General features: G+C 31.0%; 15 protein-coding genes and 1 tRNA gene. 3 read left to right on the forward strand and 13 right to left on the reverse strand.

Annotation, left to right across the window (positions count from 1 at the left end; genetic code table 11):
- The 7 genes from H527_RS0107650 to H527_RS0107685 form a co-directional block, all read right to left on the reverse strand.
- A partial coding sequence (locus tag H527_RS0107650) for a transposase (protein ID WP_027412158.1) occupies positions 1-274 on the reverse strand: 274 nt, incomplete at its 3' end.
- A gap of 127 nt (positions 275-401) precedes the next feature.
- Positions 402-2522, reverse strand: coding sequence for a peptidylprolyl isomerase (locus H527_RS0107655; RefSeq protein ID WP_027412159.1), 2121 nt, complete (start codon positions 2520-2522; stop codon positions 402-404).
- 600 nt (positions 2523-3122) lie between these two features.
- Positions 3123-4391: a hemolysin family protein gene (locus tag H527_RS0107660; RefSeq protein WP_027412160.1), complete on the reverse strand. Its 1269-nt coding sequence runs from the start codon at positions 4389-4391 to the stop codon at positions 3123-3125.
- A gap of 208 nt (positions 4392-4599) precedes the next feature.
- Positions 4600-5157: an LPS export ABC transporter periplasmic protein LptC gene (lptC, locus tag H527_RS0107670; protein WP_035087646.1), complete on the reverse strand. Its 558-nt coding sequence runs from the start codon at positions 5155-5157 to the stop codon at positions 4600-4602.
- Positions 5157-6527 (reverse strand): tetratricopeptide repeat protein, encoded by a 1371-nt coding sequence (locus H527_RS0107675; RefSeq protein WP_027412163.1) that lies wholly within the window; start codon positions 6525-6527, stop codon positions 5157-5159. The genes lptC and H527_RS0107675 overlap by 1 nt, the downstream gene beginning before the upstream one ends.
- A gap of 20 nt (positions 6528-6547) precedes the next feature.
- Complete coding sequence (bamG, locus tag H527_RS0107680) at positions 6548-7792, reverse strand: BamG family beta-barrel-assembly machinery protein (protein WP_027412164.1); 1245 nt, start codon at positions 7790-7792, stop codon at positions 6548-6550.
- The gene (locus H527_RS0107685) at positions 7789-8520 is read right to left on the reverse strand and encodes a type III pantothenate kinase (protein WP_027412165.1); all 732 of its coding nucleotides are present in this window, start codon (positions 8518-8520) and stop codon (positions 7789-7791) included. Before H527_RS0107685 ends, bamG begins: the two co-directional genes overlap by 4 nt.
- 98 nt (positions 8521-8618) lie before the next feature.
- Between H527_RS0107685 and H527_RS0107690 the strand changes: the two genes are divergently transcribed.
- From H527_RS0107690 to H527_RS23495, 3 genes are all read left to right on the forward strand, one after another.
- Positions 8619-8691: transfer RNA gene (locus tag H527_RS0107690), tRNA-Phe, on the forward strand.
- Between the two features lie 241 nt (positions 8692-8932).
- Positions 8933-9259, forward strand: coding sequence for a COG3415 family protein (locus tag H527_RS23890; protein WP_155837834.1), 327 nt, complete (start codon positions 8933-8935; stop codon positions 9257-9259).
- 16 nt (positions 9260-9275) lie between these two features.
- Entirely contained in the window at positions 9276-9623 is a 348-nt protein-coding gene (locus tag H527_RS23495) for a GLPGLI family protein (RefSeq protein ID WP_229809272.1), read from the forward strand.
- A 110-nt stretch (positions 9624-9733) separates the two neighbouring features.
- On the opposite strand, the gene H527_RS0107705 is transcribed toward H527_RS23495, so the two are convergent.
- From H527_RS0107705 to rimK, 6 genes are all read right to left on the reverse strand, one after another.
- A complete protein-coding gene (locus H527_RS0107705; RefSeq protein ID WP_155837829.1) occupies positions 9734-10339 on the reverse strand; it encodes a DUF6134 family protein in 606 nt (201 codons plus the stop codon).
- A gap of 150 nt (positions 10340-10489) precedes the next feature.
- On the reverse strand, positions 10490-10846 hold the full coding sequence (locus H527_RS0107710; protein ID WP_027412167.1) for a hypothetical protein: 357 nt from the start codon (positions 10844-10846) through the stop codon (positions 10490-10492).
- Positions 10847-11067: 221 nt separating this feature from the next.
- Positions 11068-11322, reverse strand: coding sequence for a hypothetical protein (locus H527_RS0107715; protein WP_051316687.1), 255 nt, complete (start codon positions 11320-11322; stop codon positions 11068-11070).
- A gap of 11 nt (positions 11323-11333) precedes the next feature.
- Positions 11334-11750, reverse strand: a complete 417-nt coding sequence (locus H527_RS23100; protein ID WP_051316688.1) for an NUDIX hydrolase — start codon at positions 11748-11750, stop codon at positions 11334-11336.
- A gap of 54 nt (positions 11751-11804) precedes the next feature.
- Positions 11805-12395, reverse strand: a complete 591-nt coding sequence (locus H527_RS21660) for an SET domain-containing protein-lysine N-methyltransferase (RefSeq protein WP_035087647.1) — start codon at positions 12393-12395, stop codon at positions 11805-11807.
- Positions 12396-12408: 13 nt separating this feature from the next.
- Positions 12409-13779, reverse strand: coding sequence for a 30S ribosomal protein S6--L-glutamate ligase (rimK, locus tag H527_RS0107730; RefSeq protein WP_027412169.1), 1371 nt, complete (start codon positions 13777-13779; stop codon positions 12409-12411).
- Positions 13780-13786: the final 7 nt, after the last annotated feature.

Below are 13786 nucleotides of genomic sequence, written 5' to 3' on the forward strand. Positions count from 1 at the left end.
GAACCAGCATAGGATTAAAAGAAGCCTCTCGATCTCTGGGAACTTCTATTTGTGATTCGCCCAAAGAAGTGCGAACTTTCTTTTGAGAATAGCCATTTCTAGAATTAGACGTAGTTGACTTTTCATGCTTGCCATAGCCAAGGTGACTATCTAATTCTCCTTCAAGCATCTTTTCAATACCGCGCTTTTGAATTTGTTTTAAAAAACTGCTGAGTTCATCTCCAGTCTTAAACTGTTTTAAAAAATCGTCGGATAATAAATCTTCTTTTTTCATAAGTGTGTAAAATTTAAAATTAAACAAAAAAATATCGAGGGTTGCAACCCTCGATATTTTTTAATTACACACTTTGTGGCTTAGTGCCTTCAGGTTTTTTTTATGTCTTTTTTAAAAACTATTTATTCTAGTAAAACTTAGATCTTCTATCTTCTATTTCTGCTGCTTCTTTAAGCGCTTCAAAAACTTTTGTATTTACTACCCCTGCTTGCGCTTTAGATAATTGTGCTGCATAACTCATATAATTATCTAACCCACTTGCTGGTGTTTTCTTAGTCACCTCTATTACATATACTCCGTTATTACCAACAATAGGATCAGATATTTTTCCTTGCTCTAAAGCAAAAGCTGCTCCTACTACTTTTGGTTCTGTTCCTGCTCCACTAATTGTTGGTGTTTTCATATTTAAAGCAGATGCAGTTTTAACTGTTTGTCCTTGACTTTGTGCAATTGCATCTAACGAAGATCCTGAAATCTTACTTTTTAGTTGTTCTGCTTTCTTTTCTTTTAATAGGATTGTTTTAATTGTAGAACTTGCATCCGCAACTGTCATTACTCCTTTATCTGTTTTTGCAGTTAATTGAACAACTGCATATCCTTCAGGAATATCAAAACGCTTTATATCCCCTACTTTAGACTCCTCATTAAAAGCCCACTGCACTATTGTTCGTTTAGCCCCTAATCCAGGTATGTTTTCCTCTAACTCTTTAATACTATTTACCGGTCTTACTGCTAATTTACTTTTTTTAGCAATTTCTTCAAAACCTTTATCTTTCGCTGAAATTTGAAATTTAGTGGTTTCAGTAAATATATTATTTATTGTTTTTTCACTTGGCTCAATTTTTTGAGCAACAGTTGCTATTTGTATAGCTTTTTGTTCATTTTTCTGATCCTCAATACTAATAACATGATATCCAAATTGTGTTTCTACAATTCCTTGATCTCCTGTTTTATTTTTAAAACAATAATCATTAAAAGCAGGAACCATTCTACCTGGGGTAAAGTACCCTAAATCTCCTCCTTTATCTTTATTAGAATTATCTGCTGAGAATTCTTTTGCTAAAGCAATAAACTTAGTTTTATCTGCCTTTGTTACTTTAAGTATACTATCTGCTAAGACTTTTGCTTCCTCTTTAGTTCGCTTTATTTCTCCAGCAGTACCCAATCCTTCCCAAGAAACTAAAATATGACTCGCTTGAACAGAATCTGACATTTGTTTTTGCGCAACTATTTTGGATATCTTTATATAATCGCCATCCTTGTAAGGTCCGTATACTCCTCCTATTTCTAAATTATAAAGTGTATCTGCTACGGTAGCTGGTAAATCTTTTTTAAATTTAAAACTATCCTCAAATTTCAAGGCAGAATATTGATTTACAAACTCTTTTACATTATCTGTATTTTTAAATCCTAAAACTGAATCTGTTGATTTAGTTGCTGTATTAAACTCTACTTTATCCTCTAACAAAGATGCTATTTCTTCTCTTACCTGATTTTCATCTTCTTCGCTAGCAACTTCATTAAATAATACATAATTAATACTCCTAGAAGGCTCTGCTTTGTACTGACTTGAATGCTTATCTATATAAGATTTGATTTCTGCATCAGAAACTGTAACCTTTGCATCTTCAATACTCGAAAATGGGAATTGTACATATTTAATATCTACATTATCATTTTCCATTCTATATTCTAATCCTCCTTCTTTTAGCGTAGAACCAACACCAGCTTTTATCATATTAAGATAAATTTGCTCTTTTGCGCCTTTACTTACATTGATTTCAAAGTCTAACCATTGTTGATAAGCTTCTTTTGAGGTAGCTTTTACATTGGCAACATATTCCTGCATTTTGGCTTTATCGAAAACTCCTGCTTCATTTTGAAATGTTGGATTAGTAGATAACGATTCTTCCAAAAGTTGGTTTACTTGATCTTCTCCTGCTCTGATTCCCAGTTCTTCGAATTGCTCTTCAAAAACTGTTTCTCTAAGCTCTTGATTCCAAACATAATTCACAGCTTGAATACTGGAAGTTCCTCCACCAAAATTTCTTGAAGCTAATTCTACTTTCTTAGCAAATTCTGTTCTATCAATATCTTTTCCATTTATCGTGGCTATTGCGTTTTCTGCCTTTTGAGAAATAGCGCCACCATTACGGAATAAATCTGCTAAAACAAAAGAGAAGAGAGCTAATGCTATGATTATGATAAGAAAAACCGAACGTTGTCTGATTTTATTTAAAACTGCCATGGTATTTTATAATTTATTCAAAATATAGTGGGCGAAAATACCATTTTATTGTAATAATACCAATTAAAAAATCTGAAAGTGTTAAGAAGTTTTTTTACAAACTCTTTTTAGCATAAAAATATATGGCTTCCACTTACTTGTATTGTTGTAAAAACTTATATTTTTTTATCTCAACACATCATAAACAATTAATATCAAATCAGTTACAGATGAAACCATAATTAACACGTCTTCAAACATTAACAACGTATAAAACATTATAAATACTAAAAAAACTATTTGACAAGATAAAAGACAACGATCTTAAAAAAACAAAGATATTTTTTTTTAGAAGCTACATTTCTTCTTAAGTATACTGTGTTTGATATTCCTAAACAAACAATCCGTATGTTATACAAAAACCAACATATCTCCTACTTCTAGATCTTTAAAAACGGGATTAATACTATAAGAATTAAAGTTTTTATATAGTAATGTATAACATAATAGACATTATCACTACTACAAACAAGACCTAACAACATAATAAAAACATAAATTATAAAAAAACCTAACACCTTTAAGTCTGGTGTATTTTTTAGACATCAAAACGACTTTTAATTAATCATCTGAGATCACTTGTAATTCTATAATTTCAATTTTGGTATTAGATGTTTCTATAACTTTAATTTTAAAGTTATTTATCTTTATTTCATCTCCTTGTTTTGGTATTTCCTCTGTATGATTTACAATCATTCCTCCTAATGTTTCATAATTTTCATCTTCAGGAAGGTCTAATTTATAGGATTCATTAATATGATCCACTTCTATTCTAGCAGAAAACCGATATCGATCTACCGATAGCTGCTCCTCTATTAACTCTATAGAATCATGTTCGTCTTCAATTTCTCCAAAAAGTTCTTCTACAATATCCTCTACAGTAATAATACCACTAGTACCTCCGTATTCGTCTATCACTACGGCTATACTTTTATGTTTTTTTGTTAATAGATTAAGTACATCTTTCACAAACATTGTTTCTGGAACAAAAATAACAGGAAGCAAAATTGCTTTTAATGATTTAGGCTTTTTAAATAATTCGAAAGAATGAACATATCCAATAATATCATCTACTGTTTCATTGTATACTATTATTTTTGATAATCCTGTATCTATAAATAGCTTACTTACCTCTTCTATAGATTGTAATTTTTCTACCCCAACTATCTCTGTTCGAGGAATCATAACTTCTCTGGATTTTACATCTGAAAAATCTAACGCATTTTGAAAAATTTGGATTTCACTATCAACGATATCATGTTCTTCTACCGTTTCCATTTGCTCATTAATATAATCTCCTAATTCTGTTTTACTAAAGGCTAATTGCACCTCGTCGCCATTTGTTTTAAAAAGTTTTTTTAAAACAAAATCCGAAACCCATATTACAAATGAAGAAATAGGCGTAAATATAATATAAAAGACATAAGCAGGAAACGAAAATGCTTTAAGCAATGTATTAGAATAAATCTGAAAAAATACTTTAGGCAAGAATTCTGCAGTAATCAGGATTACTAAGGTTGAAATAACTGTTTGCAATAATAAATTAACAGTAGAAGCCATTCCTGGGAGATACGCTTCTATAATGGTCATCAAAACCTCTCCCATATAAAACCCATATACTACCAGAGCTACATTGTTACCAACAAGCATTGTAGCTATAAATTTAGAGGGCTTTTTTGTCAATCGGGTAAGAATATTTGAAATAAAACCTGCTTGTTTTTTCTCTATCTCTATATGTATTTTATTAGAGGAAACATATGCTATTTCCATCCCAGAAAAGAAAGCTGATAAAACGAGCGAAAGTACAATAACTATTATTTGTAATTCCATGAATTAATTTTTGTTATTGGCTTCAAATCGTTTTCTGAAATTTCTTTTAAAGAAAAACATAAAAACTGCTGCTGCTGCAAAAAAAAGATAGAGTACACTTTTTCCACCTTTATCGCCCCACTCTACATATGCTTGATATATAAAGAAGCACATTATAGCCAAATAGGCATATTCGAAAAATCTAAAAACTTTCATCATATTAGTTGGATCACTCCTTTATAAACATCACTCCATCATTAATTCTTGAATTCAAGATAGTAAAATCTTGATTAGCATCAAAACCATCTGCTTCATTAATTGTTCCATCTGGCAGATAACTTTTATATGGTTGATCTGTAAATATCCAATTAATATTTTGATCCCAATACAATTGTTGAGCCTGTAAATGAGTACTATCTGCTGTTTTTATATCTACATTACCCCTCATATCGATTAAACCTGTCTGTTTATATGAAATAGCATAATCTGATCTAACTACACTTACTTTTCCTTCTTTATCGATAATATCCAGCACTACACCCTCTGGGAATTCAAAATAAGCAAAATCTTTGTTAGAGAAATCTAGTATTTTTGGGGTTTTTAATATCGCAGCAAGCCTACCAGAATCTGTATATTTAAGATTAACTTCAAAAACTTCTGCAATTGGTGTTTCTTCGGAAATTGAATAGCTCTGTTTTTTCTTTTTAATTGATTGGCATGAAAAAAACATTGTCATAGCAAAGACTATGACAATGTTAAATATATTATATATGTTTTTATTTTGCATTATAGTTTTGGCACTCTAACAGTTTCTCCTATCCAACATCCTATACTTACAGATTTTATTCCTGGATTATTGAAGATATCCGTTTTTGAAGGAGCTTTTGCACTATAATTTGCAGCAAACTTAGAAGCGGTTGATTGTAAACTAGGATCTACTTTCCCTGCTTTTCTTGCATAGCTTTCTGCTAACCAATATACAGCTCTTTTACTAAAAACATCATTTCCACAACTATTTGCACTATCGCTAATCATATCTGCTATTCTAAGGTAACAAACTCCCATAGATGGTCTTTGTGAAAGAGCTTTTTTATAATAAGATCTTGCTTTTCCAAAACTGCCTTGTTTTTTCATTACTTCACCTATTTTAAAATACACTTTACCTTTATCACTTGCTTTAGTTTCTAATTCTGCAGATTGATTAAAATATTTCAATGCTGTAGTTGTATTTTTATCCTTTAGGGCTAAGATACCTAAATAGTATGCTGATTTTGCTGAAGGCTCTACTTTATGTAATGCTTCTACCAATTTAAAGAATAATGGATCATCTGTACAATCTTTAGCAGATATTCTTCCTGCTGCACCTTTTAACCAATTAGCATCTGTTTTCTTTCCTTCAAACTGTCCATTATACAATGGTATCAAGTTCTTACAGTCTGCTAACTCTCCTAATTTTTGATTAATTCCAGCTTTTACTTTACTGTAATTAGATAAGATTTTATTAGATCTATTTAATTTCTTTTTTTCTTTACTAGATAATGCCGTTCCTGACTCTTCTTTTTCTGTAAGCTCCGCTATAGTCTTTGCTTTATCGCTTTCTTCGTCTTCAATTTTTTCGATTACTTCATCATAAAGATCAAAAACTTGCTGAAGTTCTTTTTTCTTTTCGCCATGAAGATCTACTAATAATGAAAAATAGGTATATACATTTTTAGGGTTACTAACATTTTCTTTATCTTCTGTCCATGCTTTATGAAACTCTGCAAATTGACTTTCTGCAGTACCCATTTTATTATCATACATTAACTGCCCTATGTCAGAGTGCATATCCCCTATCTTAGTTTTTGCAGGAAAATACTGAAGGCGCTCTTTCCATAATTTGATCATTTCATTTACCAACCCTACTTTTTCTGTATCAGGAGCTTTTTTATATTTATCTTCTAACAATTTTTGTCCGAATTGAAATGTAGCCAAACTATATGTAGGACATTCTTTTCTTACTTTCCATAAAGGCTCCTCTGCAGATGCGTAATTCTTTACTTTAGCATGCTCATAGGCAATAGAAGCAGTGGTTGCACAGTCTGTAGCTTGAGCACTTACTCTTGCAGTGCTTAAAACCAATCCTGTTGCTATCACAAATAAAACTTTAGTATTCATAGCTGTAGTAATTATTGTATTTAATTAAATTTTATCTCTCTAAACCATTTATCGTTTAACGATAAACTAATAGACATGCTAAAGAACTCTTCTTTAACCAATCCAAAACTTGTTGTTCCCCGTTGACCGTACTCAAATCCGATGTTAGCATTAGAGAACAATCGACCAACTGGTAGTCCTACTCCAAAAGATATGCCAAACTCATCTATAGAACTACTATTAATATTCAATCCTGTCTCTTCGTAACGAAATCCAGCGCGGTATACGACTCTACTAAAATAACTTGTCAATGAGTTATATTTAGGTATATAATACCCGCCCGCCTTAAATTTCGAAGCATTTTGATATTTAATATTTTCTCGATTAGAGACAATATTACTGAATTTCCCAGAATCTGAATACACATATTCTACTCCAGCAAACCATTTTCTAGGCTCCCCTATTCCTCCTCCTAGTTTAAATTCTGAAGGAAGATCTATATCTTTATTCTCTACTTGCACATCCTGTCTTTCCACTACTCTTTCTTGACCGTTTGTACTTATCACAACGGTAGCGAGCTCTCTGGTATTATCTGTTTTGAGCCCAAAAGAAGGTGTTGATACAGCAGATCCTACAACTTCTAATCTTTCAGAAATCATAGTTTTATAATTCAACCCGAAAGATAAACTAAAAGAAGATAAATCCGAACTTGTAATCTCTCTGGTATCAAATTGAACACCTGGTCTTCTTAAAATTGTTTTATTTTCGATGTTTCCAAAATTATAATTTAAATCTAAACCTATACTAAGGTTTTTATTTACTTTATATCCTGCTGCTAAAAAAACTTTATTTAACCCTCCAACTCCTTTAAACTTAACATCTCTACCGTCTGTTTCAGTTTTATCAAGTTCATAACCTACGGAAGAAACAGGAATAAGTCCAAAACCAAAACCGAATTTTCCTGCAGGAATACCTATTGCTAAATAATCTAAAGAAGCGTTATCTCCAGAAGAGGATTCTGTAGCATTACTAAATTTAAAATTACGATATGAGGTTCCTACTGTGTAAGCAGTAAGCGCCAATTCTCCAAAAGATGCAGGGTTTTGGAGATTTAAGTGAATGCTATCTGTAAGCACACTCAACCCCCCCATCGATCTATTTTCAACTGTTCCTTTAAACTTCGGAATCCCTATTCCATAAAAAGAATATGGAGACGAAGTGCCTTCCTGAGCGTTAGATATTATGGCAACATGTACCAAGATGATCACTAAAATCTTTTTTATCATTTATTATTATTAAAAGCTAAAATGTGGTTTAAACCCTCCAACAAAAAATTGGAAGTGGCAAATATGCTATTTTTTAATCTTTTAGACAAAAAATGTGCATCTCCACCGGTTAAAATAACTGTTAAATCAGGATAAATGTTGCAATATTCTGTAATTACACCATCTATTTCATGTAAAATTCCAAAAACTACTCCCGAATGTATTGCCTCTTCTGTGCTTTTTCCTATATGATTTTTAGGAACTGTAAGTTGCAACAGTGGTAATCTTGCCGTAAAACTATGCAGACTACTATACCTTAATCGTATTCCTGGGGAAATAGCGCCTCCAAAATACTCTTCTTTTTTATTTTTAAAATCATATGTTACACAAGTTCCTGCATCTATTATTAAAACATCCTTGCCCGAGAATTGATCTACTGCTGCAGCAACCAAAGCTAAACGATCAATCCCAAGTGTACTTGGTGTATCATACAAGTTTTTGAATGGCATTTTCACTAAGTGATCTAACACTAAAGTATCAAAAGACAATTGTATATATTTGATATAACTATCCTGCAAATTTGACACGGAAGAAATGATAGCATTTTTGATATCTGGGTATTCTTCTCTAATTTTTTGTATGGTATCTCTAAAGTTTTCTTGTTTAATTATTTTTTTATATACAATTTCTGACCCTTCAAAAACTCCAAGTTTCGTAAAAGTATTACCTACATCAATAACAAGATTCATATCTTAATTTATAAGTTGTAAAAATACAAAACGATTTTTTTACAGTTTTCTTTTGTGTATTAAAAAAAGGTTTATATATTTGCATCCGCTTACAACAAGGTGCCTTAGCTCAGTTGGTAGAGCAAAGGACTGAAAATCCTTGTGTCCCTGGTTCGATTCCTGGAGGCACCACACCTTGAAAGTGAAACCCTTGATAATAATTATCAAGGGTTTTTTATTTTATCTCATACCATTTTGAATTTACTGGAATAATTTTTATCTTTTGTTATGCCAAAAAAGATTACATTATTAATAGCAGAGGATTTAGAATTTTTACTTCGAGAACACTCAAAATCACCTAGTAGTTTATCAAAAGACCGCATAAAATCCCTGATCTACATAAAACGAAGGTAAGTATGCTTTTCAAAGTGATATAGCCCAGAAGTTAGGAAGAACTGAAAAAACTGTTCGAGGTTGGTTACAAAAGTATTCCCAAGTTGGTTTTTCAGGTTTAACAACTATCAAAAGCGGGGGCAATAACACTAAAGTTTTTATAGCAGAAAATCTAACCGATTCAACTACCTCAATCACTTCCTATATTGAGTTAAAATTATTGATAGCGCAAGAATTAGAAGAAATTGTTCCTTATTTCGCACTCTACGCTCATTGTAGGTGTAAACATAAATCCAAATTGAAAGTGGCCCGAAAGTCACATTATAAGAAAGATCCAAAAGCTGAAGAGCTTTTTAAAAAACCTTGAAAATTCATTTAAACAAATTAAATCTAGTCTAGATAAAGATACGGTCACATCAGTAAACCTTTATTTTCAAGATGAAAGCAGATTTGGGCAAACGTTTATAGTGAAATCCGAAGAAATTAAGTGGGAATTGATTAATGAAACCAAAAAAATTGGGAAGTACAATTGTTATAAAGCGAAATATAAGGAAATAATTGCGTGGTATGCACCAGAAATCCCACTTCAGTTTGGACCTGTAGGATTTGGTGGTCTTCCTGGGCTGATAATACATTTAGAATATGGAGGGTTTGTAGATTTTTCAGTAAAAAGTCTAGATTTGAATTTAAAAAAGGATATAGTTATAAAAAACCTAAGAAAAGAGAATTGATCACAGAAAAAGAATACAAGAAAAGATTAGATCAAGCAATGGATCGTCTTAAAAATTAAATGAGTTAGTACCTTTGATTGGATATTTCTAAAACATATTTAAATAATCTATTAATCTCTAAGCAATAGCTGAAATTGAATAAACGAATTATTAATACTTGCTTTTACCAAAACTCCTTTTTTATACAAATACTGATTTTTTTTTCCGTTATGTAATGTGAGCTCGTAATAATTTTCTCCTATTCTTGATAATATCCCATATTGCGCTGAATGCTCAGAAAATATCTTTTTAATAGTATTTGGTTCCTCAAAAAAAAGTTTAACCCCACTATACGTAATTTTATTCTCAAGCTTATGATTCTTTTTGTTTTTTGAATTAATTAAATAATAAGAGTCCTTCCATTGAATATCAGAAGAATGATGTTCCTTATTATTTACTGTGTTATCTACACTTGCATGAATAAGCTGTTCTGCGGTATAAGTTGCTTTTAAATTATATTTTAAATGTATACTAACCAATAATTTTACCTGTACATCTAGATAGTAACTGTATAAAATCACATCATCTTTTATATTTTTTGATACTTTTAGAATACCAATAGTATCTTTTTTAAAAACGATATCATAAATATTTGTTTGCGCATGGGATGTATAAGAAAAGCCCATTAAAAAAACACAAATAATAAACTTTAAAGTTTTGTTTTTTATAAATCTCATTACTACTTTATTATAATAAATTTTCAATAAAAATAATATATCTCTTACTTTAAAAAAAGTGCTTGCATTTCTGCAAGCACTTTTGGTCATTATATACTATACAACATTTTAAATAGAAGAAAAATGTTTCTATTTTCTTTCCCTGCCTATTTAATCTACTAATTCTAGAGCAACAATCGTCCTTGTAACATACTCCTGTTCATTACCATCCTCATCAATTTCAGTTTCTACTTCCGAAATATAAGTAATGTTAAACGTTTTACCTATGTACACATCTCCACTTAGATCTTCTTTTTCATCAACTTCTGAACTAATTTTAGGAAAAATAACTACATCTTCCTCTCCGTCTTCATTAGTATATTTAAAACTAAAGGTATCTCCATCATAGCCATCAAAAACACCTGTTATTGTTTCGGTTTCTTGATTGTTCCCTGCTTTTTCAACAACAGGCATATAACTGCAAAACAATACAAATAATACTGGGATTAAATTTTTTATATATTTCATTTTGTATAAAGCTTAAATTATAATTCTATTTTTTTCCAGATGTTTATCACCTCAAGTCTGGTTCTTTTAGCAAATATTCTCTAAGAAGGTTGCGCGTGATGTATTGCTTATTATTTTATACCTGATTTAGAATCCGAATCTTTTTTATAAAAAGACTCATTTTTTATCCGAGTTTACAACTTACATTTATTTATTATTATAAAACACAACATTTATTTTCTCTATGCTAGTTCTAATTTTTCAATTTTATAGAGAATAAAATCTTCGTCTTTATCTTCTTGATATTCAGAATAAGTTATCACAAAACTTTTACCCTTAAATTTATTTGTTTTAAGATCAAATTTTCTAATTGCAGCTAATGAGATTCCTTCAAACACTAATATATCTCCATTATCCATTATAAACTGATAATAGCCTTTATAGTATTTTTTAAACATCCCATACTCGACATTTTGACTAATAGCTATGCCTCTCATTGCTTTTTATATTAATAATCAATGTTGCACAATTTAAAAAGCTGCTTTGCTATCTTTTTATCCGATTTACCGAGAGATTTCACTACTTGTTCCCAATGTACCCACATAATACTTTTAAATTTATGTGGCTCTGCCAATCCAAATGGTTTATATGGGTCACGGCAAAAGAAATAATGTTTAGTTAATCTTTGTTTTTCACTTTGCTCGATGGTAACTGAGCAATGATATATTAGGTCTTCTTCAGAAAGCTGTACTCCAGTTTCTTCAAAGGTTTCTCTAATAAGAGCCGTTTCTGGAGATTCTCCAGGTTCTAAAAAACCTCCTATGAACCCATATTGGGTTTCATTATTTAGTTTTTGTAAAACCAATATATTTTCTCCCTGAAACACAATCAGTCTTGATTTTTCTTTATGCTTCTTTATTTTCATACCAAATAATTTATACTTGAATTTGATACTCTAAACTAATTTAAGATACTAAGCTTATTCTTTAAGCCCATAATAATTGGTTAATATGGATTCCATTTCTTTTTCTCCTTTTTCAACCTCCATAACCTGTTGCCATAAATCGTTACTTAAAAGCTCTCGTAAAGGTTGGTTTACTTTTGAGATATAGTTAAAAGCTTTTAATAATTTTTTATCCCAAGATTTATAATATCTAGGCAAATCATCTGGATAGACTATCTTTCTTCGGGTACCTTCATTAATCCCTCTAAAAGGTTTGTCAATATTTAAATACCCATAATCGTCTGTTAATTGTTCCCCAGGATGGATATCTCTTATAGCTATTTCAAAATTGTATGCCGTAGTAAGACAATTAGAATTAAAGCTATGGTTTACAAATCTCCCGTTATCCCAGCAAAGCACAAGATTCCCTTTGTTATTTTTATAAGCATAGGTTTCTAAAATATCTTTATATATAGGTTCTAAGGAGTTATATTCATTTAACGTAAACTCACGATCAAATTTATCTAACACCCAAGTAATAGTTCCTATAGGAATAAATTCTTTGGCTACAACACCATAACCCACTTCGGGGCTTATGTGTTTAATTTCGGTGTATGGATGTATCATTTTTTGTTTTAAATCATATTTTAAATTTTAGTTTTTTTTCAATAGCTTCAATCATTATGTTGGCAATATCTAATCCTGTTGCATTTTCAATTCCTTCTAAACCAGGCGAAGAATTAACTTCTAACAATAGTGGCCCTTTATTAGATCGAATAATATCTACTCCTGCTACTGGAAGATTTAATATTTTTGCTGCTTTAATAGCTAGTTTACGTTCTTCTGAAGTTATTTTGATTTTTGAAGCAGTACCTCCTTGGTGTATATTTGCTCTAAACTCACCTTTAGCAGCTTGTCTTTGCATAGATGCCACTACTTTACCGTTAACCACAAAACATCTTATATCTTGACCATTTGCTTCTTTAATGAATTCCTGAACAAGAATATTGGTTTGTACACTTTTAAAAGCATTAATAACACTTTCTGCAGCTTTATTTGTTTCTGCAAGAACTACTCCTTTACCCTGTGTACTTTCTAAAAGCTTAATAATTAAAGGTGCCCCGTTAACCATTTTAATTAAATCTTTGGTATCTAAAGGAGATTTTGCAAACCCTGTTATTGGTATATGTATATCATGTTTAGCAAACAATTGTGTTGCTAATAGCTTGTCTCTAGATTGCGTTATGGCTTCGGCAGAATTTAAGCAGTATGCTCCCATAGAATCGAATTGACGAATCAATGCACACGCATAAAATGTAACCGAAGGTTTAATTCTCGGGATAATTGCGTCAAATTCATCTATAATATTACCTCCTCGATAACGTATTTCTGGTTCTATTGCATCTAATTTCATATAGGCTTGCTCTACATTCAAAAAAACCATTTCATGTCCTCTTGCAATACCTGCTTCAATGACTCTTTTATTGCTATATAATTCTGGATTACTTGCTAATAAAGCAATCTTAAGTCCTGATTTTTCTTTTATAAAAGGAGCATATCTTTTTGAAACTTCCTCTTGCGTAAAACTAGTTTCTACGTATGTTGTAGATGGGTTAACTATATAGCGATTCATTAGTGCTTCACGACCTAATAGCATCCTAAACTCCATTGCATCTCGATTAGCTAGTGTTAACTCAATTTCGAAAGTTTGATCTCCAATAGTTACAGGGGATTTAATCACATAACGTTGTTCTGAAATACCTGAAGAACTCTTTACCAGACGCTTGTCATAAAGCCTTGTTTCGCAAGTAATAAAAATACTACGGTTATCCTGAACAGGGTTTACTTCAAAACGTACCCATTCTTCGGTTCCTCTATGAATAATTTTAATATTATTGGCTTGTATTGAAGAGGTTTTTGCACCAGAATCTACTCTTGCCTTAATTGCTGGTATACCAAACTCTTCGAATATACACCATTCTTCACTTCCTATTACTTTTAAATTTTCTATTTCCAAT

It is taken from the genome of Aquimarina muelleri DSM 19832, assembly GCF_000430665.1.
Classification (GTDB): Bacteria; Bacteroidota; Bacteroidia; order Flavobacteriales; family Flavobacteriaceae; genus Aquimarina; species Aquimarina muelleri.

Excerpts from the sequence above, each read along its gene's own strand:
- bamG (WP_027412164.1), bottom strand. The coding sequence starts at position 7,792 with ATGATAAAAAAGATTTTAGTGATCATCTTGGTACATGTTGCCATAATA.
- lptC (WP_035087646.1), bottom strand. The coding sequence starts at position 5,157 with ATGCAAAATAAAAACATATATAATATATTTAACATTGTCATAGTCTTT.
- H527_RS0107715 (WP_051316687.1), bottom strand. The coding sequence starts at position 11,322 with ATGAGAGGCATAGCTATTAGTCAAAATGTCGAGTATGGGATGTTTAAA.
- H527_RS23100 (WP_051316688.1), bottom strand. The coding sequence starts at position 11,750 with ATGAAAATAAAGAAGCATAAAGAAAAATCAAGACTGATTGTGTTTCAG.
- H527_RS0107660 (WP_027412160.1), bottom strand. The coding sequence starts at position 4,391 with ATGGAATTACAAATAATAGTTATTGTACTTTCGCTCGTTTTATCAGCT.
- H527_RS0107655 (WP_027412159.1), bottom strand. The coding sequence starts at position 2,522 with ATGGCAGTTTTAAATAAAATCAGACAACGTTCGGTTTTTCTTATCATA.
- H527_RS0107710 (WP_027412167.1), bottom strand. The coding sequence starts at position 10,846 with ATGAAATATATAAAAAATTTAATCCCAGTATTATTTGTATTGTTTTGC.
- H527_RS0107705 (WP_155837829.1), bottom strand. The coding sequence starts at position 10,339 with ATGAGATTTATAAAAAACAAAACTTTAAAGTTTATTATTTGTGTTTTT.
- H527_RS0107675 (WP_027412163.1), bottom strand. The coding sequence starts at position 6,527 with ATGAATACTAAAGTTTTATTTGTGATAGCAACAGGATTGGTTTTAAGC.
- H527_RS0107685 (WP_027412165.1), bottom strand. The coding sequence starts at position 8,520 with ATGAATCTTGTTATTGATGTAGGTAATACTTTTACGAAACTTGGAGTT.
- H527_RS21660 (WP_035087647.1), bottom strand. The coding sequence starts at position 12,395 with ATGATACATCCATACACCGAAATTAAACACATAAGCCCCGAAGTGGGT.